The following is a 25,480-nucleotide window of genomic DNA, read 5'->3' on the forward strand; positions in this document are numbered from 1 at the left end:
TCATTGCCTGCCCATGCCACCCAATTCCGGACTTCATGGCAATCTCCTAGATCTTGCCCGCCGGCTTTGTCGCCGGTTGCTCGGCCTTCATCCCGGCGTACTTGCCGATCAGGTTAGTCAGCTCAATCCGGCGGGGGTGTTCGGGTTCCAGATCCAGCACCATCTTCCACTGCGTGACCGCCTGCTCGTACTTCTGCGCTTCTTCATAGGCGCTGCCGAGCGACAGGTGGAGCGACGCCGTCTGTGGGCTCTGACCGACGGCTTTGATCAGATACTCGATGTGCTTTTCGAGATCGCCGGCCTGGTTGTATTGCTCGGCGACTTTCAGGTACGCATCCACCAGCGTGGACTGGTACGCCCCGGCGTCGAGCTTGATCGCCTCCTGAAGCCGGGCGAGGTAGTCGTCGTACTTGCCCAGCCCGAACGCGGCCTGACCGTAGTAGTAGTGGAACAGCGCCTTGTCTTCCTTGGGGATCGCCTTTTCGAGCTGAGCGAACATCTCGTGGGCCCGCTGATACCGGCCGGCATTGAGATAGATGTTGGCCATCAGAAAGCGGATGTCGGTCCGCTCTTCCAGCCCCTCGGCAACCGCCTTGGCCACCTGGTACACGGCCGATGCCGACGGCGCGGCCCGCCAGTAATCCTTCTTGCCGGCGACGGGTTCGATCAGGAACCACTCCTGATGAATCGACTCGGGCTTGCCCGATTTGATCATCACTTCCTGCGTCTGCCCGAAGTAGTTCCGCAGGTTGAAGTACGCCGACGCCAGCTTGTAATGCAGCACCGGACTGTGCATGCCGCTGGCCAGCGCCCGCTGATAAGCATTGGCGGCGAGAGCAAAGAAATTACCCGACAGGTAGATGTTGGCCAGCTGGTAATGGTCGCTGGCGCTGTTGGGATTGAGCTTGAGCGCCTCCTCGAAGTTGCTTCGTGCCGATTCAGTATCGCCGAGGTTGAACTTGGCCTCGGCGAGCAGGTGATAGGTCGTGTAGTCGTGGCGGTACTTGAGCAGCGGTTCCAACGTCTCGGAAACCTGCTTCCAGTTCTCGGCCCGGGCATAGATCTCGGCGAGCACCTGGCCCGCTTCGACATGGTCCGGCGTCTGCTTCAGGACTTCCTCCAGCAGCGCCTCGGCTTCCTTCGGCTTGCCTGCGTAGCGATAGGCGCGGGCAAGATGCATGCGGTAGCTGGACTTGGACTTGTCCAGCGACGCTGCCTTGCTCAGCAGATCGACGGCGCGAGTGTAGTCGCCCTGATAGAGGGCGTCGGACCCGCTTTTGAAGATCGCCTCGGCTTGCGCCGCGGGGTCGACCGGCTGGGTGGACGGTTTGGTTGCCGGCGCGTCCGCGGCGTGGACGATCGTGACATTAAGCGTGCCAAGTCCGATCGCGGAGAGGACTGCTGCAACAAGTGTGATTCTTTGAGATCGCATGGGGAGTCTCTTTTCGCTGGCGGACGAGCCCAGCTCTTCGGGCGTGGCGCTGAAAGTGGGTGCGAGCGCCGTCGTACTGTTCTTCACTATGTCTGGTTGTTCTTTGCGTACTGCTTAATGCGTACTGCGTACTGACTTCACAACCGATACGTCTTGATCCAGGTGATCTGCTCTTTCGCTTTCTCGATCATCGGACCCTGCGGGAAGCTGTTGACGTAGTTGCCGTAGCTGTCCATCGCCTTGACCCACTCGTTGAGGTGTTCGTAGTTCTCGGCGACGGCGAACTGGGCGTCGGCGGCGCGATTGCTGCCGCGGTAGTTCCGCAGGAACGACTTGTAGGCGTCGATCGCCTCGGCGTACTTGGCGTCGCGTTCGTAGTTCTGGGCGATGCGCCAGCTTGCCTCCTCGGCGACTGCCGTCCCGCTGAACTGCCGGACGATTTCGAGCCAGGTCGCCATCGCCTGCTGCGAATCGTTCAGCCGTTCGCCGTAGATCGTCGCGACGCGAAGTAATGCTTCGCCGGCCTTATCCGCACCGGGCACCTTGCCGGCGGCGGCGTACGACTCGACCGCCTTCCGCAGCGCGACGTTGATCTTGTCCTGCTTGTCGGCGAGCTGCGAACAGGTCATCGCCTCGATGTCCTGCTGGGCCTTGGTGGCGGCCATGTTCACGGCGGCCTGGTCCCACAGGAAGTTGTCGTTGGCGCCGCGGGCTTCTTCGAGCTCGGCCTGTGCGCCTTTGCCGCCCTGCCGAAGCTCCTGGATCTTCGCCTGCTGGGCGGCGCGGTTACTGACGCGGGCAGAGTTCACCCGGCCGTACGCCTGCTTCTGCTGCACGTCCTTGTTTAAGTCAAACTGCTGCTCGCGGGTGTAGCCGGCGATCTGCTGGGCCTCTTCTTCGTAACTCTTGCCGATCGCCAGCAACGCGTCGTCGGCGAGTGGGCTTTCCGGGTAGGTCCGGGCCATCACCGCCATCGCATCGCGGGCGTCGCCGGTCCGGTTGAGGCTCAGGTACGACAGCCCGACCTGGTACAGCGCGTCGTCGGCAAGATGGCTGCCCGGCCACTTCTGCGCCACCTTGCGGAACTCACCGACCGCCTTGGTCGGATTGCCCAACTGCCCCTGCGTGATCGTGGCGATCTGGAACTGGGCGTCGAACGCCTTGGGGCCGTTCTCGTCCACGAGCTGCTGGTATTTGGCGATGTCCTTCAGGATGCCCGTTCGGCGATTGGCCTCGGCGACGCGGGGGTCCTTCGGGTAGCTGTTGACGAACGACTGATACGCCCCGATCGCTTCCCGCCAGAGGCTCAGGTTCAGCGTGCATTCGGCAATCGCCCAGCGGGCTTCCTGCACCCACTGCCCGTTCGATGCGTATTCGATCGTCACGCGCTTGTACGCTTCGATCGCGTCGGCCCAGGCTTCGTTTGTCTGGTGGATCTGGCCGATCATCGTCAGTGCCTGACCTGCTTCAGGATGCCGGGGGAAACTGGCGACGAACGTGCCCAGCACGTGCAGCGCCTCCACCCAGCGGCTCTGCTGCTTCAGGCTGGCGCCGATTTGGTAGATCGCATTCTGCGCCGCCGGGTCGGCCCCGCCGCGGGCGAAGTTGATTTCCAGGTAAACCTCCGCCGCCCGCAGCGGCCGGCCCAGGTTCGACTGGTAGCTCGCCGCCATCTGCTGGGCGGCCTGCTGGGCGAGCGGGTTGGCGGGGAACTGAATGACCAGGTCGTTCCAGACGCTGATCGCTTCTTCGTGGAAGCCGCGGCTGGTGAGCTCCTGCGAGATGTCCCAGAGAATCTGCGGGATTGTCTGTACCTGCGGGTGGTCGTAGTACTCGCCGGCGGCGCGCTGCATTTCCTTCACTGCTCGCACGTACTGGCCGCGGGCTAGCGTCGGGCTGCTGTTGCCGACGGTGTGTGCCTGCGTCAGGAAGCTGGTCGCCAGTTGCCACTGGGCGTCGAGCCGCAGCTGCCGTTCGTCGGGGAACTCGGCGACGATTCTCGCGAACTCGGCGCGGGCGGCGTCGAACCGCTTGCTGACTTCGGCAAGGAACAGCTGCCGGTTGTTGCCCATCTTGGCCGGGTCAACCGATTGGCCTGCCCAGGCAAGCGTGTCCTGCGCGATCGCCAGCCGCAGCCTCGGCAGTTCGGCGTCCTTGGGGTTGTCCGTGAGAAAGGCGCGGGCCTGCTCGGCGGCGCGCTGCCACTGCCCATTGGCCCGCCAATGACCGACGATCACCATGATTTCGCCGCGCGACTGCTCGGCGGTGCGCGTCGCGGCGTACTTCTTGCGGATATCGCGGAAGATCTTGTTCGCCGACTCCAACGCGGCGGACTGCCGGGCAATCTCGGCTTCCGAAAGCACCGGTGGTGCGTCGCCGGGTCGCTGCTGTCCCTGCTGCGCGGGCATTTCCTGCGGCTGGTTGGCGGCGTTCTGGTAGTTTAGCTTGCCTTTCATTTCCTTGGCGTCGCGAAGCTGGGCGATCATCGCCGACCGCCGGGCTTCCTGTGCCGAAATCGCCGCGATGACCTCGCGGTCGGCACGGGCCAGGCTGTCCTCGGCTTTGACGAACTTCGACGCGTCACCGCCAAACGCCCCCGCATCGCTCATGGGTTTGCCGGTGGCGGCGGTCTCTGGCATAGGCGTGGAGGCTGGTCCCGACGCTCCGATACCTCCGCCAAACGCCGAGCCCACCGGTGCCGAGACCGCCGGTGGCGGCACCCCGCCAGGCACCGGCGTGGTGGGCGCCATCGCGACGCCGCTGACCGTCAGGCCGGAATCCGGCGACACGCCCTGGCGGCCTGATGTCAGCGCCGTCAGCACCTCTCGCGCGTGATCGGGCATCACCTTGCCGATCTGGCACATCCCGCGGGCGAACTCCAGTCGCTCGGGGTCGCGAATCTTCAGCTCCGGCTTGAGCAGCACGGCGTAGACGCCGTCGGCGACATCCCATGCATCAACCCGCGTCCAGTCGAGCGCCATCGCCATCACTCGACCGATCGCAGCGCCCACCAACGCGCTGTCGGGACGAGCCTTGATGTACGTCTCGTAGGCCGCCAGGGCGGCGGTGTAATCGTCGGTGATTTTCGTCGGCGGCGTGATCTCCCCTTTCTCCGCCGCGCGGGAGGCCTGCAAGGACGCCCTGGCCTTGTTTTCCATCGCGCCGATCGCTGCAAATGCCGCCCGCTCTTCCAAGCTCGGGCTGATGGGCGTCGCCTGCGACAGCGCCGGCTTGCCGGCGGCAAAAGTCGCCAAGTCGCGGTAAATCTGCGCCGCCGCGTCGAAGGCGCCCTGCTGCTGGTAGGTATCGGCGACGGCCAGCACCGCTTGTGCCGATTGCTCGGCCAGCGGGTCGGTCGGGTGGTCGGCGATGAACTTGGTATGGGCGGCGATCGCCGCCTTCATCGCATCGGACAGTGCCAGCACTTTGCTTCCGCCGAACTGCGACAACTGATCGGCCAGCTCACGTCGAGCCGCATCAACCGACAGCCGGGCGAGCTGGAACTGGGCAAACGTATCGCCGGCCGGTGAAGGTTTCGCACCAGCACCCTGCGGCTTGGCCGATGCGATGGTGCGGGCGGCCGCGAAGTCCTTCTTTTGTGCGTAATGATTCACGATCGACAGAGACAGCGAGCGAACCTGCTGAAGGTAGGGATCTGTCGGCGACCGATCGGCCTGCAACTCGTAAAGCCGCTGTGCGGCCTTGAGCAGCCTGGCGTCGACGTCCTTCCCCACCGCCAGCCCGGCGGCGGTCAGGCGGTTTTCGTCGTCGATCGCCTGGCGGATCCAGAGATTCACCAGCGCCAAGTCCACTTGCTGCTTTTGTGTCGCGGGCAGCAGTCCGGCCAGTTGGGCGTATGCCGCTTCGGCGTTGGCGTGCTGGTTGGCGGAGGTCCAGGTCAGCAGGTGAGAATTGAGGCGGTCAAACGCACGCGGCGCGGCCGACACCTGCCGTTTGACGATCTCGCCGAGCACGGCGATCAGGTCCTGCTGCGGTTGACTGAGTTTGGCATTGTCGGCGGCCTTGCCGGCGGCGACATTGTCGCGGAACAGTTCCACCGCCGACGCATTCAGCAAATCGACCTGCCGCCAGGCCGCTTCTGCCCACTCCGGTCGGTCCGGCGACAGGGCGGCGAGCAGCGGCGTATTGACGCTCAAGGCCAGCTTGACCACCGGCACTTCGCGGCCGACTTCTGCAATTGTGCGGGAGGCCATCGCGACGGCGGTCGTGTCGGCGTTGTCCTTCACCACCGGCAACGCAACCTGCACGGACCAATCGAGCAGCGGCTTGAGCGCTGTCGGCTTGTCGCCCCACGGGATCTGCGCCGCGAGCTGGCGGATCTGCTCGGCCATCGCGGCCTGTTCCTTCCATGCCCCACCGCCCGCCGGCTCCTTGTTAATCGCGGCGAAGACGCGCAGCACCTCGGCCACACCCGCCGGCAACTGCCCGGCAGGCCCTTTCACCTGCCCGGCAGCCACCAAGGCCTCCAATTCGGCGATTGCCAGCTTCATCGAATAGCGGGCATCGGCGCGGAGGGTGATCAGGCGACTGCTGGAGGTCGGATTGCTTTTGAGCAGCGCTTCGGCACCCGCTTTGGCGGCACCGACAGCACCAAACTTCTCGTACCGCTCATTGAGATAGTTGACGATCCGGTTCGTCAGCGAGACGGCTTCATCGGCCTTGGCGACCTGCTTGTACATCAGCGTGGTGGCTTCGATCGCCGCCAGGTCAGACGGCGACAGCACGGCGTCGCGTCGCGGTTCGCCGCCAACGCTCGCCAACGCCAGATAGCCATCGATCAGCCGTCGTCGGGCGGCCGGCAGCTGCTCGTGCGTGGGGTGATCGGCGATCCACTTGGCGAGCGCCGCGACCTTCGCCGCGTCGAGGCTCTGACTGAGGTCGTAGTTCAGCAGTTCGAACTCGGCCAGCGCAGCCGACGGCGTGTTGGGATTTTTCGCGACCACGTCGCGCAGGGTTTCCAGCCCCTCGAGCACCCGGGAATCATTGGTGCGAACCTTCGCCAGCCCGATCAGCGTGCGGAGCTCCGGATCGTTCGCCATCGCCGGCTGCGTGACGAGCAGCTCGCTCGCGGTCGTCAGCGCGTGAGGCGTCTTGCCGATGGGGAGCAAGCCACGCATGCGGAGAATGGACGCCTTGGCGCGCTGGGAATCGGTGAGGGCACGGTCGGCGAGCAGCCGATCGGCAGCGGTGACGGCCGAATCCCAGAGCTCGTCCTTCAGCAGCGCCTCGATGATGCTGAGCGTCGTATCAGCCGATGCCTTCTGGCCGGTCAGGACCTTGAGCATCTGTTTGGCATAGGGCTCGTTCGGCGCCAGCACCGACGTCTTCTGCCAGGCGGCGACGGCCGCATCCACCTGCCCCAGCTGGTACTCGGCCTTGCCGAGCCAGAGGTACACCTCGGGGTTCTTGTTGTCAGTTTGCGAGGCGGTCGCGAAGAGCTCGCGGGCCTTGTCGAACTGGCCGGCGTTAAACGCCGTCACCCCGTCCTTGAAAGCCGCCCCTGCCACTTCCTGCCCGGATGAGATCGCCGGCATGCCACAGGAAAGAACCGCCGCCACCAGGATCGCCCGGACTCTGTTTCGACTCATTGCTTGCCTCCGCTGTGTGAACGAGTCTTCAGACGCGCCGGCGGCAAAAGAGTTTCAAGAATGTGGAAGCTGAAACTCTGCTGCGGCTCGCGCGTCAGAGAATTGAGAGAACCGGCTCTCGTCCGTTTTCACTTCATTTCCTGAGGTCCTCATGAACCGTTTAATCCCCATGGCGCTTCTGGGTGTCGCGATGTCCTTCGGCGGATCGGCGATCGCCGGTGAGAGGACGACCGTGACAGTGACCGTCGAAACCCCGAAATGCCAGCCGGTCCCCGTCAGTCCGCCGGTCTCCGTTTGCCCGCCGGTGCGATGCTGGGTGCCGCCGGTGTACGAAGAGAAACGCGTGCAGGTATGGGTGGATGCGGTGTACCGCACGATCCCGCAGCGTGCCTGGGTTCCGCCGGTCTATCGCACGGTATACGAACGCATCTGCCGCCCCGCGGTGACGAAGACCGTGTTGGAACGGGTCTACATCCCCGACCAGTGGGAAACACGAACGGTCGTCCGCTGCGAAGGCGGCACGACCTACACGACACGCGAGCGTGAGCTGGTTCAGCCGGGTCACTTCGAGTCACGCTCGACGCAAGTCGTCGTCACGCCAGCGCGAGAGGAAACCATCGAACGCCAGGAAGTCGTCAGCGCCGGACACTACCGTGAGGAACTGAAGCAGGAACTGGCGTCTCCCGGGCGTTTTGAGTACCGCGTGGAGCGCGTCGTCGTTCGGCCGGGGTACTACGAGGTGGCGGCACGCTGAAGTCTCGTCGCCGCGAGTCCTTCGAGAACCCATCATTCGCCTGAAACAAGAACGCCGACGCCGGGTGACATTCACCCGGCGTCGGCTCGTTTACTTTTCGTCGCATTCGCGACGTTCGCTCAACGGGCCTGGTAGCCGCTGACACGCGAGCCGACGGTTACCGGGACCAGGTGCACCTTCGGCGCGGCCTGTTCGCGGCCGGTCAGGGCGTAGGGACGAGCCGCGTGATCCTGCGTCACGACCACCGGGACAACCGTGCGGCCCGCCTGGACATGGCGGACTTCGGCCGTATGGCCGGCTAGGGCAGCGGAGGACATCAGGGTCACGGCAAACAAGGCAGCAAGTTTCGCGATCATGGCAGACTCCTTAAAAGAGGTTATTTCTCAAATGTCTTGGTCAATCATTCGTACGCCTATTGGATGCCGAGGCCCGGGCTTCAGTGACAACTCGACTGTGGTCGAAGTAAATTTTTCCAAGCCGCGGAGCGAAGCATGCGGCATATGAATCCAGATTGCAGACGCCAAACAGGTGTAAGGCCGCTGTCGTGTCGGCGACATGTCTCGGGGTATATATGCGTCAACGGAAACACGTTTTCCTGACTCATTGTGCCTTGAGGCTCTGCTCCGACGCAATACCGGTTTTCAGATTCCCTGGTTCCCCGCGCCGGCCCGGACGGTGTAGCCGCAATTTCCGACTGTGCGACACGTTTAGACATCCGCCCGGGCGACACCGGCAGGCTCACTGGATCATTCAACCCGCCACCACACCATGACTTTAAACGCCACCCTTCGCTGGTCCGCACTCGTGGTTCTTCTGGCCTGCGTGCCGGCGTTGTCGGCCGAGCGCCCGAACTTCGTCTTCATCAACATTGATGACCTGGGCTACGCCGACGTCGGCTGCTACGGGTCGAAGATCAACAAGACGCCGAACATCGACCGCATGGCCGCCGAAGGGATGAAACTCACGAGCTTCTATGCCGCCCCGGTCTGCTCGCCGTCGCGGGCTTCGCTGATGACCGGCAGCTATCCGAAGCGGTGCCTGCCGATCCCGCACGTGCTGTTTCCAGGTGATGCGGTCGGATTGAACCCGTCGGAAGTCACCATCGCCGAACTGCTGAAACAGCAGGGTTACGCGACGGGCATCATCGGTAAGTGGCATCTCGGCGATCAGACCGACTTCCTGCCCACGCGGCAGGGGTTCGATTTCTTCTACGGGCTGCCCTACTCGAACGACATGGGCCCTGCCGCCGACGGCGTGAAGAGCGATCTGGGCAAACCGCTGCCCGGGGCTGCTACCCGACCCGCGCAGGGAAAGAACGCACAAGGCAAGCAGCCCCCCACCAAGGCCGCACCGGCGAAACCCGCACAGGCCAAAACCGCACCGGGCCAGCCGCCGCTCCCCTGGCTGCGGAATGAGACGGTCATCAAGCGCGTCCTGCCGGACGATCAACAGTCGATGGTCGAGATGTACACGAAGGAAGCCGTCGCGTTCCTGAAACAGCACAAGGACGAGTCGTTCTTCCTCTATCTGCCGCACAACTCGGTGCACTTCCCCATCTACCCGGGCAAGAAGTGGGCTGGAAAGAACCCCAACGGGCTCTACAGCGACTGGGTTGAAGAAACCGACTGGAGCGTCGGACAGGTGCTCGACACGTTGCGCGAACTGGGACTCGACAAGAAGACCCTGGTCGTCTTCACCTCCGACAACGGCGGCACGCAGCGCGCCAGCAATACCCCGCTGCGAGGCTTCAAGGCCAGCACGTGGGAGGGCGGCGTCCGCGTGCCGACGATCGCGTGGTGGCCCGGCAAGATCGCCGCCGGCACTACCTTCGACGGCATCTCCGGCATGATCGACATCCTGCCCACGTTCGTCCCACTGGCCGGCGGCCAACTGCCGACCGACCGCAAGTACGACGGCGGCGACCTCTGGCCGGTGCTGTCGGGTCAGCCGGGCGCCAAAGGACCGCGCGACACCTTCTATTATTACCGCGGGCTCAAGCTTGAAGCGGTCCGCAAAGGCACATGGAAACTGCACCTGGCCAAGGGTGAACTGTACAACCTTGCGACCGACGTCAGCGAAGCGCACGACGTTGCGAAGGACAACGAAAAGGTCGTCGAGGAACTCAAGGCGATGGCGCAGGCGATGGACGGCGACCTCGGCCTCGACGGCTTTGGTGCCGGCGTCCGAAAGCTCGGTAAGGTCGATAACGCCCGGCCGATCATCGCACATGACGGTACGGTGCGGTCCGACCTCAAGTCGGAGCTGGCACCGGTGAAGTGACCGTTGACCGCGCGATCCGTTTCGCGTCCGATGGTTAGACGCGAAGCGGAGCGCGGGACGGTGCGCCGAGTGCGCCAGAATCAGCGCGGAACCGAGGGGGGTACGGAGCGCTACTCGTAGGTTTGTTCCCCCATACCTCTCTTTATCCGCGCAAATTTGAACTCATTCCCCGTCCAAAACGTTACTATCGGTGGGGAGTACAAGCACGACCCTTCTCCGGATTTAGCAAAATTGCCGTCAGACTCGCCCGGCTTCGGCAGTGATGCAGGTGTCGGTGCAACCCTGCCATCGGCTCATGCGCGACCGCAGCCGTAAACAGGAGTAGAACCCGTACCCTTGCCATTGGAGCCATGCGCCGATCCATTCGATTCATCGGTCTGTCGGTCGTCGTACTCGGCGGCGTCTTTGCGGTGTCCACGCTGTCGTCACGTGCCGCCCCTCCGGCAGCGGCCTCACCAGCGAGCGCGGCAGCACCCGCATCCCCCGCCGTTCAATCGTTTATCAGCGCCCACTGCGTCGACTGCCATGACGCCGACAGCAAGAAAGGGAATCTCGACCTGACGGCATTGAAGTACGATCCGGCGTCGCCGCAGAACATGGCGGCGTGGGTGAAAGTGCACGACCGAGTCGTTGCCGGCGAGATGCCGCCGAAGAAAAAGCCACCGGCCGCCGAGCAGTCTGTTTTCGTCAAATCGTTGTCCGCATCGCTGACCGCCGCCGACGCCAGCCGAACCGTGCAGGCCGGTCGCGCCACGCAGCGTCGTCTCAACCGCTACGAATATGAGAACGCCGTCCGCGATCTGCTCGGCGCCCCCTGGCTGGCACTCCGCGACACGCTGCCGGAAGACGGCGAATCCCACCGCTTCAACAAGATCGGCGAAGCCCTCGACGTGTCCCACGTGCAGGTCTCCCGTTACCTGTCGACCGCCGACCAGGCACTGCGCGATGTGATGGCGACCCAGGCCGAACGACCCAAGACCGAGACCATCCGCTACTACACGAGAGATCAGAGCTCCTTCGTCGGCAAAATGAAGTTCAGCGTCTTCAACCGCTCGCCGGAACGGGCGACGTTCCCCGTGCTCGGCACGGCCGCCCAGCCGGATGTCCGCGCGCTAACTGCGCCGATCAGCGTCGGCAAGAAGGACCCCAAAACCCGCGAGCTCGAAGGCATGGGCGTGGTCGCCAGCACTTATGAGCCGCTGGAGATCAAGTTCAACAAGTTCGAAGCGCCGGTATCCGGGCGTTACAAGCTGCGGTTCAAAACCTGGACGGTCTGGGTCGGTCCCGGCAAGGGCAACAAGTGGTGGGTGCCCGATCTGGACAACGTCGCCCCCGGCCGTCGCGACGAACCGGTCACAATCTACGGCGAAACGCCGCCCCGCCTGCTCCGCCGACTGGGGACGTTCGACGCCAAGCCCGAGGCGGGCGTCGCCGAACTGGACGTACAGCTATTGGAAGGCGAAACCATCCGCCCGGACGCCGTCCGGCTGTTCCGATCGCGTCCGTCGGGCTGGCAAAACCCGCTGGCTGAGAAGGACGGCTGCCCCGGCGTCGTCTTCGGCTGGCTCGAAGTCGAAGGTCCGATCTACGACCAGTGGCCCTCGGCCGGCCATAAGCTGATGTTCGGCGACCTTCCGCTGAAGAAGACCGCCGACGGAATTGAAGCCGTCTCGCAGAACCCCAAGGCCGACGCCCAGAAGCTTCTGACCGGCTTCATGACCCGTGCCTATCGCCGGCCGGTCGAGCCGGCGGAAGTGGCGCGGTTCACCAAGGTCATTGATGCCGCGCTCGCCTCGGGCAGCACGTTCACCGACGCGATGATCGCCGGCTACACCGGCGTGCTCTGCTCGCCGGAGTTCATCTGCGTCGAAGAAAAGCCGGGCAAGCTCGACGACTTTGCCGTCGCCACCCGGCTGTCGCTGTTCCTGTGGAACACCGCCCCGGACGACACGCTCCGACAGCTCGCCGCCAAGGGGAAACTGCGAAAGCCCGGCGTGCTGGCGGCGCAGGTCGATCGCCTATTGGCCGACCCGCGGTCGCGGCAGTTTGTGGAAGCCTTCCTCGACTACTGGCTCGACCTCCGCAAGATCGAAGCGACCTCGCCCGATTCCATTCTGTATCCCGACTATTACCTGGACGACCTGCTGGTCGAATCGGCAAAGGACGAAACGCACCTGTTCTTCACCGAGATGCTTAAGGCCGATCTGCCGGCGCGGAATGTCGTCGCATCCGACTTTGCGATGCTGAACGAACGGCTCGCGAAACACTACGGCATCGAAGGCGTGCAAGGTGTCGCACTGCGGAAGGTTGCGCTGCCCAAGGGCAGCCCGCGCGGCGGCATTATGACGCAGGCCAGCGTGCTGAAAGTTACCGCCAACGGCACGACAACGTCGCCGGTCCTGCGCGGCGTCTGGGTGATGGAACGCATCCTCGGCATGCCACCACCCCCGCCGCCGCCCAGCGTGCCGGCGGTCGAGCCTGACATCCGCGGTGCTGTGACCATCCGCCAGCAGCTCGACAAGCACCGCGACATCGCAAGCTGTGCCGCGTGCCACGTGAAGATCGACCCGGCCGGCTTCGCCCTGGAGAGTTTTGACGTTCTCGGCGGCTGGCGCGACAAGTACCGAGCCGTCGGCGACGGCGCAGCCGAAACCGGCTTCGGCAAGAACGGCCAGAAGTTCACCTTTCATAAGGGCCCGGCCGTCGATGCCTCCGGCCAGTTGCCCGACGGCCGAAAGTTTGCCGACGTGATCGAGCTCAAGCGGCAGTTGCTGACGAACGAACGCCAGATCGCCAGAAACCTGGCGAGCCAGTTTATCGTTTACGCAACGGGTGCTCCGATTGGCTTCGGCGACCGGGCGAAGGTTGAGGCAATCCTCGACCGTACGGCGCCCAAGCAGTTCGGCACCAGGAGCCTGATCCACGCGATCGTGGAGAGCGAGTTGTTCCTGAACAAGTAACGATGACGATTGTACTTCGTGTGTAACCTATGACGAACTTCCGAAACAAAGCCGTCTCTCGTCGATCGTTCCTCCGCGGTGCAGGCGTCGCCATGGCGCTGCCCATGCTCGATTCGATGATGCCCGCCGTCGCGTCGGCGGCGCAGAAGCAGGCGATCGCCGCCGCCGGCCCTGACGGCAAGCCACGCCGGTTCCTCGGCATCTGCAACAACCTGGGATTGCTCCCCGAGCAGTTCTTCCCCACCGAGGCCGGCCGCAACTACAAGCTGTCGCCGTACCTCCAGCACCTTGAGCAACACCGCAACGACTTCTCGGTCTTCAGCGGCGTCTGGCATCCCGATGTGGACGGCGGCCACCCCGCCGACAACTGCTTCCTCACCGCCGCCCCCCACCCCGGCAGCGGCGGGTTCCGCAATACGATCTCCCTCGACCAGTACATCGCCGAGCGCATCGGTCACCTCACGCGGTTCCCGTCGATGACGCTCGGCGTCAACGTCAACCGCGGCCAGCGCAGCCTGTCCTGGACCGGTTCGGGCGTGTTGATCCCCTGCGAGGAAAAGCCATCGGCGGTCTTCAAGAAGATGTTCGTCCAGGGCTCGCCCGACGAAGTCCGCAGGCAGGTGCGCAAGCTCGAGCTCGGCCGCAGCATCCTCGACGCCGTCTCGGGCCAGGCCAAAGAACTCCAGCGCGACGTCGGCGTTCGCGACCGCGACCGGCTCGATCAGTACTTCACCAGCGTCCGCGACCTCGAAAAGCGCATGCAGATGTCCAAGGAATGGGAAAACAAACCCAAGCCGAAGGTGACCAGCCCCTGCCCGCTCGACCCGACCAGCCCGGCCGAATACATGGACAAGGTCAAGCTCATGTACGACATGGCGCGGCTGGCGTTCGAGACCGACTCATCCCGCAACATCACCCTCATGCTCGACAGCGTGAACTCGCCGGCGATCGAGCTCGGCGAAGACCACAAGGCCGCCGACGGCTATCACAACCTCTCCCACCACGGCAAGAATGCCGGCAAGCTCAAGGAACTGCAGGCGATCGACGAGTGGCACATGAAGCTGCTCGCCGACCTCTTCGGTCAGCTCAAGACCGTCAAGGAAGGCGGCGAAACACTGCTCGACCGCACAATGATCCTCTACGGGTCGAACCTCGGTAACGCCAATACGCACGTGACCACCAACCTGCCCGCGCTCTTCGCAGGCGGCGGTTTCAAGCACGGCCAGCACTTGGCGTTCGACCGCGAGCATAACTACCCGCTGCCCAACCTGTTCGTCTCAATGTTGCAGCGGATGGGCCTGGAAACTGACAAGTTCGCGACCAGCACCGGGACGATGCGCGGGTTGGAAATGGTCTAAACAACTGCGTGGTGTTCAGTGTTTGTGGTGCAGGCGTCCCGCCTGCAATGCAACCGGGACGGCTGCATCACAGTGGCGTTACCAGAAAGCGTCGACTATGGGGTGCCATGGGCTGATGTACTCATCTGCCCGTGGCGTGTTCCTGCGGTAAAATGGAACCACGGGCAGCGGCGTACCGCAGCCCATGGCACCCGCCTTTAAGTTTTGCCCGAATCGCGACCGCGAGCACCCCTTTTCGAGATAGTCCCGGTGGCTCCGGCGACCGGCGGCTTCCCGCTTATCGCCTTCCACGACCACCGCCACCGCGCTTCGGCCCACCACCGCCACCACCGCCCCGCTTCGGGCCGCCTCCACCGCCACCCGATCGACCACCGCCACCACCGGGCCGGCCGCCGCCTCGGGCGTGTGGGGCACCTTTCTTCCCGCCGCCGCGAGGGTGCTGGTACTTCTGATGCTTCGCACCCGTGCGCGACTTTTCCTTCGGTTCTTCCGGTCGCGGCGGTTCGCCGGGGCGACCCAGGATCTTGACGATGTGCAGGTCCAGCTCGCGCCGGGGCACATCCACCTTTGCGACGGCAGCCTCGACGACATCGCCGATGCGGATGACCTTGCCCGTCCGCTGGCCGCGGATGCAGCCGGCCCGCTCGTCGACATCCCACCAGTCGTCCATCAGACGGTCGTAGCGAATCAGCCCGTCGATCAGGTAAGGCTGGATCTGCACGAAAATGCCGAAGTTGGCCACGCCGGTGATGACGCCGGTGTAGACCTCGCCGAGGTCGCGTTCCAGCAGCTCCAGGATCTTGATCTGCCTTAGTTCCTTCTCGGCATCGGCACTGCGACGTTCGGTGAAGGAGATGTGCTTGCCCAGCGCGACCAGGTCATCCCGGCTGGGGATCTGGTCCATCGGCATCGCCGCCTTCTTGCGCTTGCCTTCGGCGCCGCGGCCGGACTGGCGGATTTCGAAGTAGGTGTCGAGCAGACGGTGCACCGTCAGGTCGGCATACCGCCGGATGGGCGAGGTAAAGTGGCAGTAGTTGGTGCTCGCCAGCGCGTAGTGGCCGATGTCTTCCGGCGAGTATTCCGCCCGCGTCAGGCTCTTGAGGATCGCGAGATTGATCGCAAAGCCTTCCGGCCTGCCTTTCACCTGCTGCAGCAGCGTCTGGATTGCCTTGCGGTCCAGCACCTTGGGAATCTTATAGCCGGCCACCGTGACGAACTGCCGTAACCGGTCGGTGTCGGTCATGTCGGGGTCGGGGTGGGTTCGGCGGATGAACGGAACGTTCAGCGAATCGAGCATCCGGGCGACGGCCTCGTTCGCCTCGACCATGAACATCTCGATCAGGGTGTGCGTGAAGCTCTGGTCTTCGGGCACGGCATCGACCACCTTGCCTTCTTCGTCCAGCTTCAGCTCGACCTGCGGCAGATCGAGGTTCATCTGTCCCTGGGCTATCCGCCGCTTCTGCAGCCGGCGGGAGAGCTTGTTCATCTCCAGCAGCAGTTCGACCACGATCGGTTCGTAATCGCTGATCTTCTTGTCGCCTTCCGGGTGCGGGATGACATCGGCCCCGTCGATGATCGCCTGGGCCTCGCGGTAGCGCAACCGCTTGCAGCTTTTTATGACCGTGTTGGCGAACTTCGTGCCCACGGGCTTGGCATCCTGGTCGTACTCGATGAACGCGGTCTTGCAGAGCCGCGGAACACCTTCCTGCAATGAGCAGACGCCGTTGCTCAGCATCTCGGGCAGCATCGGGATGACATGCCCGGGGAAGTAGGTGCTGTTGCCGCGTTCCTTGGCTTCTTCGTCCAGCGGCGAACCGGCGGGGACGAAGTACGACACATCGGCGATGTGCACGCCAAGCTGCATGTTGCCGTTTTCCAGCCTTCGCAGGCTGATCGCGTCGTCGTAGTCCTTGGCGTCGTCGGGGTCGATCGTGCAGATGACTTCTTCGGTCAGGTCCACCCGGCGGGCGCGCTCGGCCTCGGGGTTGAAGTCGTCGATCGATCGGCGGGCCTGTGCCCGGACTTCCTCCGGAAACTCAGCCGGCAAGTGGTACTGCACCATGACCGTCTTGAGGTCGACGTCTTTCTCGCCGGCCTTGCCCAGCACCTCGGCGATGACGCCCTGGGCATCGACACCAGGCGCGGGGTATTGCGTCAGGTCGACGACGACCTTGGTACCCGGCTTGATGTGGCGCGAGCCGGCGTCGGGCGTGAGGATGGGCTCGGTCAGCGTGTTGCCGTCGGGCATCACCAGCCAGGTATGACCCTGCTTCACGAGCGTGCCGACGAACCGCTTGTTGGAGCGTTCGAGGATTTCAGAGATCTGGCCGCGGTACATGACCCGGCCTTCACGGCGCTCGGTGTTGACGATCTTGGCGCGGACCTGGTCGCCGGTCATCGCGCCGCCGTTCTGCCCTTCCGGGATGAACAGGTCTTCGTGGCTGCCGGGGTCGTTGGGGACGACAAAGCCGAAGCCGCGCTTGTTGTGGCGGTAGGTGCCGACGAACTCGTTCTTGGACGTGCTCTGGACGGGCAGCACGATGGTGCCGCCTGCCCCCATGACCACGCGGCCGGCGTGCATCAGGTCGCGGAGCGCTTCGCGGAACGCGGGGTAATCTTCGCCGTGGGCGACTTCCAGTTCCTTGGCCAGCCCGCGGGGCTGAGCCGGACGGTAGGTGTCGGACTTGAGATGGGAGAGAATCTTGGTTTGCAGTTGTTCAGACATGTGAAAAGTTCCGGGGGCACGACGCGTCGGCGCGACGCTCGCAACGTGCCGGGGGTCTGGCCTCCGATCCCGGGTGCACAGCACCCGGCGTGCGGATGTCGATTGCTCAGTAGCGAGCCACCGTGGCAGAAGTGTAATTCGTCCGCCCCCGGGCGGACAGGTTCCTTATGGAATCGAGACAATTGTCGCGGGTGTTCGCCCGAGGAATCGGACTGAAACTAACACTCGCTACGCCGATGTCTGAGCGAACTCGCCAAGACCCGGATGGACGGTGCCGCCCTTGCCATGTTTACGGTCCGGGCGTCTACGCTCACAGACCTTCAAATTCGTCTCAACGAGACGACCAGGGGCAAGCACCATTAAAACCGAAGGGAGCGAAGCGGGAGGGCGGTCGAAGGCGGGACACGAACTCTGCGGATCTTCCTCAGGTGGTTTAATAGTATGTTCGGTCGGTCCGGATTGCAACTGAAGCGGCAATTCTCTGGAATGGGTTGAGTTTTACGGGGCTGACTGGCGAGTGGGCTAAGATTCTGTTTGGCGATCTTCGTCGTTGACATCCCGGCTGCTACACCTAAAATATTACGAACACAAGGCCGGCGGGTGTTGCGCGCGCGGAGGATCCCGCCTCGGGTTCGTTCGGCGATGTCGTGTTGGTTCGTTCGGCAGACTGTTTCGGGTTCGTTCGGCGGAGTCGCGCCGGGTTCGTTCGGCAGCCCGCTACGATCTGGTGCCACGGCGTCGGCGGTACTCCGGAGACCCGTGCTATCGGCCGCACCTTGCGCACGGGTCTGCGGCGTACCGCCGACCCGTGGCACCGCAACCGCCTCGGGTTCGTTCGGCAGTGTCGGGTTCGTTCGGCGAAGTCGCGCCGGGTTCGTTCGGCAGACCGCTACGATCTGGTGCCACGGCGTCGCCGGTACTCCGGAGACCCGTGCTATCGGCCGCACCTTGCGCACGGGTCTGCGGCGTACCGCCGACCCGTGGCACCGAACCGTCTCGGGTTCGTTCGGCGACGTTGAGTTTGTTCGGCACTCTCGGGTTCGTTAGGCCGGGCCGCCTCGGGTTCGTTCGGCAAAATGCTTGCCGAACGGCCGCCATCGTTGCATGCTACGGCGTCGCCGCTCGACCGACCGCCTGTACAGGAGAACGCCATGGAGCACCGTCGTTGGGTATCCGCCGGCCGCACTCTGTCGTTTGCGTTACTCGCCGTTGTCATCGGTGGGTGCTGCGCCAAGAAGCCCGCCCCGCCGCCGGTGGTCCTGAAACCCAAGCCGCCTGAAGCGTGGATCAAGGCCGATGCCTTCTGCATCCTGCCCCTGTCGGAATCGGTCGTTCCGCCGACCGGCGGCCAGCTCGCCGACTCGATGTTGTCGGCCTGGATTAAGGCGTTCACCTTCCCCGACGCGGCAAAAGTCGTCACGCTCATCGGCGGGCGGTACCCCGCGATCGACGTCATGCGCGTCGATCTCAGCGACGCCGTCGCGATCCCCAAAGCCAAACGCCCGAGTGTCGGCGAGTTGAAGCCGTCGGTTCAGAGCCTCTGGGTGTCCGATTTCTCGCTCGTCGCCGAGCCGTTGAGGTCGAAGGAAAGCGACTCGCAGGCCAACATGCAGATCACGGCGAGCGGGGTTCGGTTCGACGTCCAGAAGAGCAAGGACGGCATGCCCCTACTGATGATGGCCGACGCGGGCAGCGGCACGCTGCACTTTGACACGCTGACCCGCGACCTCGAAAAGTCGATGCTGACGGCGGCGAAGGAACGCGGGTCGCGCGGCCTCGTCAGCGTCCGCAACATCAGCCTGGACTTCAAATCCGTCGGCCCGCGGTCGATCGATGCGGTCATGCACGTGAGCACGCTGGTCGGCTTCATCCCGGCGGGAATGAAGTTCACGGCCCGCGTCGACATCGACGACCAGATGAACGCGACGATCTACAACCTGACGGCCGAGGGGGACGAAGCGCTCGGACCGCTCATCGTCCAGTTCATCCGCCCGAGCCTGGCCAAGTACGACGGCAAGACCAAGCCGCTGATGAGCTTCCCGAACCCGGAGGTGAAGTTGAAGGACGTGCAGATCAGCGCCGGAGAGCGGATTACGCTGGATGCAGTGTTTGGGAAGTGAAGTAGACGAACCAGGGTGTGCACGATTCTGTACCAATTGCGGTCCCGTCCCGCGTCAATTGTCATCCTGAGCTGAGCGCGTGCGACCTTTGAAGGTGAGCTTTGAAGGAGCCGCGCACGAAGTGTACTCACGCAGTAAGCGGGAACTGCGACGTTTCGAGGTCCATTCCCGCTTACTTCGTGAGTACACTTCGTGCGCGGCTCCTTGAAGAATCACACGAGCGACGCGCCGCTTAGGATGACAACTGGTAGAGCGTAAGTCGGCCGGCATTCTGGTTCGGTTCCCCTCAGCTACCCAGCCGCCGCTCGACCTCTTCCAGCGTCGGCAACGACGGAATCGCCCCCTGCTTCTCGCACGCGATCGCACCGGCGGCATTCGCAAAACACGCTGCTTCGTCCAGCGTCGCACCGTTGGCAAGCATGACGGCGAGCGCGCCGTTGAAGGCATCGCCGGCGGCGGTGGTGTCGACGACCTCGGCTTTGAACGCCGGGATGTGCCGTACGCCGTCCCGGTTGGCGACCAGCGCGCCGTCCTTGTCGAGCTTCAGCACGACGGCGCGAGCGCCGAGTTCGAGGAGTTTCCACGCGAGCACTTCCGGATCGACCACGTCGTCCGGCTGATGCCCGGCGAGGCGAAGCGCCTCGCTGCGATTGGGCGTGATGGCATCGACGGCGAACAGTTCCGGCGGCAGGTGCGCCGGCGCGGGGGCAGGATCGAGAATCATCGGCGTGCCCAGCCGACGGCACATCGCCGCCAGTTCGACGACGACCGCGATCGGCGTTTCAAGCTGGGCCAGCACGACGGCGGCGTCGGCGATGATGGGCTCGGCGCCCTTAAGGTCGTCGCTGGAAACGGCGCCATTGGCACCCGGGGAGACCACGATGCAGTTCCGCCCGTCGGCATCGACCAGAATCATCGCCGACCCCGTGCGAACCCCGACGGTCGGCTTCACGTGCGTGACATCAACGCCGTGCGCCGCCAGTTGGGGCGGCTGGTCGGGGCCGAACGGGTCATCGCCGACCCGGCCGACGAGGAAGACATCGCCCCCCAGCCTCGCCGCCGCGACGGCCTGGTTGGCGCCCTTCCCGCCGGGCAACAGTTGCAGATCACCGCCGGCCACCGTTTCGCCGGCCTGGGGAAACCGCTCGACGCGGGTGACAAAGTCGATGTTGATCGAACCGACGACGACGATGGATTGGCGACGGGGCATCAGTGTGTCTTCTCAAACCGTTCGAACAACTTCACCGCAAGGAGGTCGATATAGTCGCGGCCTTGCTCATCATTCTCAAGCCGATCGAGAAGGTGTTGTGGAATCGCCGTGATTCCAAGCGACGCGCCGCTGATGGCGCAAGCCATTGCGGCGATCGTATCCACATCGCCTCCCGCGCGAATCGCAGATGCGAGCGTCTGCTCGTACGAGTCGCGAAACTGGTCGTAGCACAGAACGGCAGTGACAACAGAGGTGTGCGCTTCGACGCCATGGCCGAGAGACGATGGGGAGATGTCATTACCAGAAGTGGATGCAGTTTCTATTCGCTCGCGAAACTCGTCGGTTGCTACGCGGCCGTAGAGTTCTGCGTAAAACGTAGCCCGGTCGTAGACGTGAGGTTGTATCGCCATCGCCACCGCCGTTGCCAGCACGACGGCGCCCTCCACGCCGACCGGATGGCGATGGGTTACTTGTGCGGAGCGTGCCGCTTCGTAGGCGACTCGATCGAGATCACGATGGAAGCAGATGCCAATCGGCGCAACCCGCATTGCCGCACCGTTACCAAACGAGCCACCGGGAAAGACGGTGTCCGGCATCGAGCTGGCGTCTTTGCCATCCTTGATCGCTTGAAGGATCTTTTTCGCTCCGCCACCGTAGCCGCGGCCAGGGTCGTAGTTTCGACCAAACGCGGTCGCCAGGTTTGCGGGGTCCGCGTCGCCGAACTCGATGAGCGTCTCGGCGACGCCAATCATCATCTGGGTGTCGTCGCTGTAGCTGAGATTCTCGACAGGAGGAGAACGGACGATGTCGATCGCACGGCCGAACGATTGGAAGATTCCGTAGCCATCAATGCCTTCGAACGGAAGTCCGACGGCATCGCCAACAGCCAGCCCGAGGAGGCAACCGCGAAACCGTTCGATCATTAGAGGAGCAGACATCTCCCGATGATGGTGACCTTCGCGACGATGAATCTCAAGCGAATAGTCTGCTTTCTTCCCAGCGACCGAATGTGTTAGTCTTCCGGACTGCGGCCCATTTACACCGCGAAGGAACCACGAGCGACGATGTCCAAGACAGACGAAATTCTCTCCCGCGCGCAAGCCAGCCTCATCGGCAACTACGGACGCCTTCCGGTTGTAATGGACCGCGGCGAAGGGGCCTACCTCTGGGATGCCGAGGGCACGCGCTACATCGACCTTTTCGCGGGCTTTGGCGGCGGGATTTTGGGGCATTGCCAGCCGGATCTGGTCGCGGCGGTGCAGGCGCAGGCGGCGAAGCTCTGGCATGTCGGCAACACGTTCCATTCGCTGCCGCAAACGGAAATGGCCGAGCGACTGGTGAAGACGGCCTTTCCCGGCCGGGCGTTCTTTTGCCACAGCGGGCTGGAAGCGAACGAAGCCGCGATCAAGCTCGCCCGGCTGCGCGGACAATCCTTCTCCCCCAAGCGGTGGAAGGTGATCTCCATGCACCGTTCGTTCCACGGGCGGTCGCTGGCGACCATCGCCGCCACGGGGAACCCGGCGATTCGTGTCGGTTTTGAGCCGACGGTGCCCGGCTTTACCCACGTCGATCTCGGCGACCTTGAAGGGCTGACCGCGGCGATCGACGCCGAAACCGCGGGCGTGATCGTCGAGCCGATCCAGGGCGAAGGCGGCGTCCATCAGATGCCGCTCGAGTACGCGATCGAGCTCCGCCGCATCTGCGACGAGCGGCAGATCACGCTGATCTTCGACGAGGTCTGGACCGGCTGCGGGCGAACCGGCAAATGGTTCGGCCATCAGCATTTCAAGCGAGCCGATGGCAGCGTCGTCACGCCGGACATCATGACCATGGGCAAAGCGGTCGGCGGCGGGTTGCCGGTGGGCGTGATGTACGCTCGGCCCGAGGTCGCCGCGCTCTTCACCCCCGGCAAGCACGGCTGCACGCTGGGCGGCAACCCCATCTGCATGGCGGCGGCGAAGACGATCTTCGACGTCATCGAACGCGACGGCCTGCTCGGCCATGCCCAGACGCTCGGCGAGCACGCGATCGCCAGGCTGAAGAATGAGCCGTCCATCAAGCAGAAGATTCAGCAGGTGCGCGGCAAGGGGCTGTTCATCGGCATCGAACTCAAGGAGCCGCCGACGGGTATTGTTGAGAGAGGCATCGCCAATGGCGTGCTGATCAACCTGACGAGCCAGAAGGTGGTTCGGCTCGCACCGCCGATGAATATCGACATCGACACCTGGAACCAGGGGCTGGACCTGGTGGTGAAGACGATCGCCGCGGGGTGAGACGCGCGAGAACCTTCGAGTAACGAGGACACATGCGAACGCCGAACGTCGATCGTCTAACGCAGAATATCGAATCGGATGCAGGATGTGGTCTGCATTCGACGTTCGGTGTTCGGCGTGCGACGTTCGGCGGTCGTACTTTCCGCCGTGTTGCGTTCACGGTGCTGATCCTCGGACTTTTGGGGACGGCACTCGTCTCAGGCTGTGGCGGCAAACCGCGCGCCGCGGTCGCCGCGACGCAGCCCGTCGATCCGATCGAGCAGGCACGCCGCGACAACTCCATCGCGTTTCGCACGCCGGGGCAGTCGACGATCTTTTACCTCGACGTCTACCAAGTATCGGTGCCGATCGGCGCGGTCAGTCAGAGCGAGGAGTTCTGGCGGCTGGTGGATGAAGACCGCATCGACCCCGCCCGGCGCGACCTGCTGCTCAAGAACGGCGTTCGCGTCGGGATCGGGGAGACCGGCGACTGGGACTACTTCCGCAAACTGATCGAGAAGTCGCCGCACTTTGCCCGCACCGGATCGGCCGTCGCCACCGGCACGGGCACGCTGGAAATCACCATGAAGCAGAACGTCCTGACGCAGGACATCTTTCTGCTTCGCGGGCAGGGGCACCTCTCCGGGCGCACCTACGACCGCTGCCATAACGTGCTCGGCGTCAGCTTCTGGCCCGACCCGCGCGAGGAAACGGTGATGCGGGTTTCCGTGTCGCCAACGGTTCGCTCGACGCGGACGTTCCTGGAATACAACCGCAAGAATGAAGAGAAGGAGCCGGCTTTCGTAGACCATACGCCGGAGTATCTGTACGACCTGAACCTCGACGTCCGGATCCCCGGCGATCGGTTTCTGGTCATGGGACTTTCGGAGGACGGTCGCTGGCCGACGAGCCTGGGGCATCAATTCCTGACCCTCGACGGTGATATCGAGAAGAAGGAACAGGTTTTGGTGTTCGTACCCCGCACGCGGGCAAGGCAAATGCCGGCGACCACGCAAGCCGCACCGGAAATCGATGCGGCTGCCAGGCAATAGTGCCGGCTTGTGTTCCGGCAGTGTTCAACGACGCTTATCTCTCTTATTCTTCAACCCATGAATCTCCACGGTAAGAATCTCATCGGCGGCGAGCAGTCCGGACAGGGCGAAACATTCGCCGCCGTCAATCCCGCCACTTCGCAAGCGCTTCCGACGAACTTCCACGAAGGCACGGCCGAAGAGGCCGATCGGGCGATGAAGCTGGCCCACGACGCCTTCCAGACCTTCCGCAAGACGAGCAAGAATGTCCGCGCCTCGCTGCTGGAAAACATCGCGCTCAACATCGAAGCGATCGGCGATGCCCTTCTGGAACGGGCCAATCTGGAAACAGCGCTGGGCATCCCCCGCCTGACCGGCGAGCGCGCCCGCACCTGCTTTCAGCTTCGCATGTTCGCCCGACTGGCGGAGGACGGGTCGTGGGTCGATGCCCGAATCGACAAGGCGATCCCCGACCGCAAGCCGCTGCCGCGGCCCGATCTGCGCCGCATGCTCATCGGCATGGGGCCGGTCGTCTCGTTCTCGTCCAGCAACTTTCCCCTGGCGATCTCCGTCGCCGGTAATGATCTGGTGTCGGCGTTCGCCGCCGGTTGCCCGATCGTGGTGAAGAACCACCCGAACCATCCGGGCACGTCGGAAATCATCGCAAGCGCGATCACCAAGGCGATTGCCGATCTGAAGCTGCCGCACGGCATTTTCTCGATGATCAACGGCCGCAAGACCGACATCGGCATGGCGCTGGTGAAGCACCCGCTGACAGAGGCCGTCGCGTTCACCGGCTCGCTGCGCGGCGGGCGGGCGATCTTCGACGCCGCCAACAGCCGGCCGGTGCCGATTCCCGTCTTCGCCGAGATGGGCAGCGTGAACCCGGTCTTCCTGCTGCCGGGCGCGCTCGCCGAGCGCGGACCCAAGATCGCCGAGGCGTACAAGAACTCGATGACGGTCAGCGTCGGGCAGATGTGCACGAACCCCGGCGTTGTCGTTGGCCTGAAGGGCGACGCGGCGACGGCGTTCGTGTCGGCCGCCGGCAAGCTGGTCGAGGAGACGCCATCCGGCACGATGCTTTATGCCGGCATCCGCGACGGCTTCGAGAAGGAAGTCGGCAAGTTCGAAAAGGTGCCCGGCGTCAGCGTCGTCGCCCGCAGCAAGACCGAGCCCGATGCCACCAAGACCCAGGCCCGACCCACGCTGCTGACCACCGACGCCCGCACGTACCTGGCCAACCCGCTGCTGAAGGAAGAGGCGTTCGGCCCGGCGTCGATCTTCGTCGCCGGCGAATCGAAGGAAGACCTGCTGGCGATCGCCAGAACGATGGACGGCAGCCTGACGGCGACCATCCACGGCACGCCCGAGGATCTGAAGGAATACGCCGACCTCGTGCGACTGCTCGAGCAGAAGGCCGGCCGACTGGTGTTCAACGGATTCCCCACCGGCGTCGAAGTCGTCCCCAGCCAGCAGCACGGCGGGCCGTACCCGTCGACAACGGACGTCCGCACCACCAGCGTCGGCACGGCAGCCATTCAGCGGTTTGTCCGCCCGGTGTCGTATCAGGACTTCCCGCAGTCGTCGCTGCCGGATGAACTGAAAGACGAGAACCCGCTGGGAATTTGGCGGATGGTGGAAGGGAAGCTGACGAAGGACACGCTGTAGGAACCCACTGCAGACCGATGTTGCGAGAGCCCAGCGACTCTGTCGCGGGGACAGTCCATTCGCGATACCGCGAAGCGACTG

The 25,480-nt window shown here is 64.0% G+C and carries 14 protein-coding genes; 8 read left to right on the forward strand and 6 right to left on the reverse strand.

Features of this window, described 5'->3' with window-relative positions:
* Nucleotides 1-46: 46 nt before the first annotated feature.
* Together IPV69_RS07080 and IPV69_RS07085 are read right to left on the reverse strand one after the other, a co-directional pair.
* Nucleotides 47-1,432 (reverse strand): tetratricopeptide repeat protein, encoded by a 1,386-nt coding sequence (locus IPV69_RS07080; protein WP_206294237.1) that lies wholly within the window; start codon nt 1,430-1,432, stop codon nt 47-49.
* 137 nt (nt 1,433-1,569) lie between these two features.
* Nucleotides 1,570-7,041 carry a tetratricopeptide repeat protein gene (locus IPV69_RS07085; protein WP_206294239.1) on the reverse strand — a complete coding sequence of 1,824 codons (5,472 nt, stop codon included), beginning with the start codon at nt 7,039-7,041 and terminating at the stop codon, nt 1,570-1,572.
* A gap of 151 nt (nt 7,042-7,192) precedes the next feature.
* Between IPV69_RS07085 and IPV69_RS07090 the strand changes: the two genes are divergently transcribed.
* The gene (locus IPV69_RS07090; protein ID WP_206294241.1) at nt 7,193-7,795 is read left to right on the forward strand and encodes a hypothetical protein; all 603 of its coding nucleotides are present in this window, start codon (nt 7,193-7,195) and stop codon (nt 7,793-7,795) included.
* Between the two features lie 119 nt (nt 7,796-7,914).
* Here the strand turns inward: IPV69_RS07090 and IPV69_RS07095 are convergent, their stop codons facing one another.
* On the reverse strand, nt 7,915-8,151 hold the full coding sequence (locus tag IPV69_RS07095; RefSeq protein WP_206294242.1) for a hypothetical protein: 237 nt from the start codon (nt 8,149-8,151) through the stop codon (nt 7,915-7,917).
* 412 nt (nt 8,152-8,563) lie between these two features.
* On the opposite strand from IPV69_RS07095, the gene IPV69_RS07100 reads away from it, so the two are divergent.
* The 3 genes from IPV69_RS07100 (at nt 8,564) to IPV69_RS07110 (ending at nt 14,393) form a co-directional block, all read left to right on the forward strand.
* A complete protein-coding gene (locus IPV69_RS07100) occupies nt 8,564-10,075 on the forward strand; it encodes a sulfatase family protein (RefSeq protein ID WP_206294244.1) in 1,512 nt (503 codons plus the stop codon).
* A gap of 350 nt (nt 10,076-10,425) precedes the next feature.
* A complete protein-coding gene (locus IPV69_RS07105) occupies nt 10,426-13,035 on the forward strand; it encodes a DUF1592 domain-containing protein (RefSeq protein ID WP_206294246.1) in 2,610 nt (869 codons plus the stop codon).
* 29 nt (nt 13,036-13,064) lie between these two features.
* The gene (locus IPV69_RS07110) at nt 13,065-14,393 is read left to right on the forward strand and encodes a DUF1552 domain-containing protein (RefSeq protein ID WP_206294248.1); all 1,329 of its coding nucleotides are present in this window, start codon (nt 13,065-13,067) and stop codon (nt 14,391-14,393) included.
* 277 nt (nt 14,394-14,670) lie between these two features.
* Here the strand turns inward: IPV69_RS07110 and rnr are convergent, their stop codons facing one another.
* Nucleotides 14,671-17,118: a ribonuclease R gene (rnr, locus tag IPV69_RS07115; RefSeq protein WP_206294250.1), complete on the reverse strand. Its 2,448-nt coding sequence runs from the start codon at nt 17,116-17,118 to the stop codon at nt 14,671-14,673.
* A 1,151-nt stretch (nt 17,119-18,269) separates the two neighbouring features.
* Here rnr and IPV69_RS07120 point away from each other — a divergent pair.
* A complete protein-coding gene (locus IPV69_RS07120; RefSeq protein ID WP_206294252.1) occupies nt 18,270-19,238 on the forward strand; it encodes a hypothetical protein in 969 nt (322 codons plus the stop codon).
* Nucleotides 19,239-19,524: 286 nt separating this feature from the next.
* Here IPV69_RS07120 and rbsK read toward each other — a convergent pair whose 3' ends face one another.
* Both rbsK and IPV69_RS07130 read right to left on the reverse strand, forming a co-directional pair.
* A complete protein-coding gene (rbsK, locus tag IPV69_RS07125; protein ID WP_206294253.1) occupies nt 19,525-20,448 on the reverse strand; it encodes a ribokinase in 924 nt (307 codons plus the stop codon).
* Nucleotides 20,448-21,548 carry an ADP-ribosylglycohydrolase family protein gene (locus IPV69_RS07130; protein WP_206294255.1) on the reverse strand — a complete coding sequence of 367 codons (1,101 nt, stop codon included), beginning with the start codon at nt 21,546-21,548 and terminating at the stop codon, nt 20,448-20,450. The genes rbsK and IPV69_RS07130 overlap by 1 nt, the downstream gene beginning before the upstream one ends.
* Between IPV69_RS07130 and IPV69_RS07135 the strand changes: the two genes are divergently transcribed.
* From IPV69_RS07135 to IPV69_RS07145, 3 genes are read left to right on the forward strand one after another with little or no spacing between them, the layout of a single operon-like run.
* Complete coding sequence (locus tag IPV69_RS07135; RefSeq protein ID WP_206294256.1) at nt 21,513-22,721, forward strand: aspartate aminotransferase family protein; 1,209 nt, start codon at nt 21,513-21,515, stop codon at nt 22,719-22,721. The two genes, IPV69_RS07130 and IPV69_RS07135, sit on opposite strands and share 36 nt — an antisense overlap.
* Before the next feature lie 32 nt (nt 22,722-22,753).
* Entirely contained in the window at nt 22,754-23,752 is a 999-nt protein-coding gene (locus IPV69_RS07140) for a hypothetical protein (RefSeq protein ID WP_206294257.1), read from the forward strand.
* 57 nt (nt 23,753-23,809) lie between these two features.
* Entirely contained in the window at nt 23,810-25,399 is a 1,590-nt protein-coding gene (locus IPV69_RS07145) for an aldehyde dehydrogenase (NADP(+)) (RefSeq protein WP_206294258.1), read from the forward strand.
* Nucleotides 25,400-25,480 lie beyond the last annotated feature (81 nt).

Origin of the sequence: Humisphaera borealis, assembly GCF_015169395.1 — a bacterium.
Lineage (GTDB): Bacteria > Planctomycetota > Phycisphaerae > Tepidisphaerales > Tepidisphaeraceae > Humisphaera > Humisphaera borealis.

Bases quoted from the DNA above. Each gene is read 5' to 3' on its own strand.
- rnr (WP_206294250.1), bottom strand. From the start codon at position 17,118: ATGTCTGAACAACTGCAAACCAAGATTCTCTCCCATCTCAAGTCCGAC.
- IPV69_RS07120 (WP_206294252.1), top strand. From the start codon at position 18,270: ATGGAGCACCGTCGTTGGGTATCCGCCGGCCGCACTCTGTCGTTTGCG.
- rbsK (WP_206294253.1), bottom strand. From the start codon at position 20,448: ATGCCCCGTCGCCAATCCATCGTCGTCGTCGGTTCGATCAACATCGAC.
- IPV69_RS07140 (WP_206294257.1), top strand. From the start codon at position 22,754: ATGCGAACGCCGAACGTCGATCGTCTAACGCAGAATATCGAATCGGAT.
- IPV69_RS07085 (WP_206294239.1), bottom strand. From the start codon at position 7,041: ATGAGTCGAAACAGAGTCCGGGCGATCCTGGTGGCGGCGGTTCTTTCC.
- IPV69_RS07100 (WP_206294244.1), top strand. From the start codon at position 8,564: ATGACTTTAAACGCCACCCTTCGCTGGTCCGCACTCGTGGTTCTTCTG.
- IPV69_RS07105 (WP_206294246.1), top strand. From the start codon at position 10,426: ATGCGCCGATCCATTCGATTCATCGGTCTGTCGGTCGTCGTACTCGGC.
- IPV69_RS07110 (WP_206294248.1), top strand. From the start codon at position 13,065: ATGACGAACTTCCGAAACAAAGCCGTCTCTCGTCGATCGTTCCTCCGC.
- IPV69_RS07145 (WP_206294258.1), top strand. From the start codon at position 23,810: ATGAATCTCCACGGTAAGAATCTCATCGGCGGCGAGCAGTCCGGACAG.
- IPV69_RS07095 (WP_206294242.1), bottom strand. From the start codon at position 8,151: ATGATCGCGAAACTTGCTGCCTTGTTTGCCGTGACCCTGATGTCCTCC.
- IPV69_RS07080 (WP_206294237.1), bottom strand. From the start codon at position 1,432: ATGCGATCTCAAAGAATCACACTTGTTGCAGCAGTCCTCTCCGCGATC.
- IPV69_RS07090 (WP_206294241.1), top strand. From the start codon at position 7,193: ATGAACCGTTTAATCCCCATGGCGCTTCTGGGTGTCGCGATGTCCTTC.
- IPV69_RS07135 (WP_206294256.1), top strand. From the start codon at position 21,513: ATGTCCAAGACAGACGAAATTCTCTCCCGCGCGCAAGCCAGCCTCATC.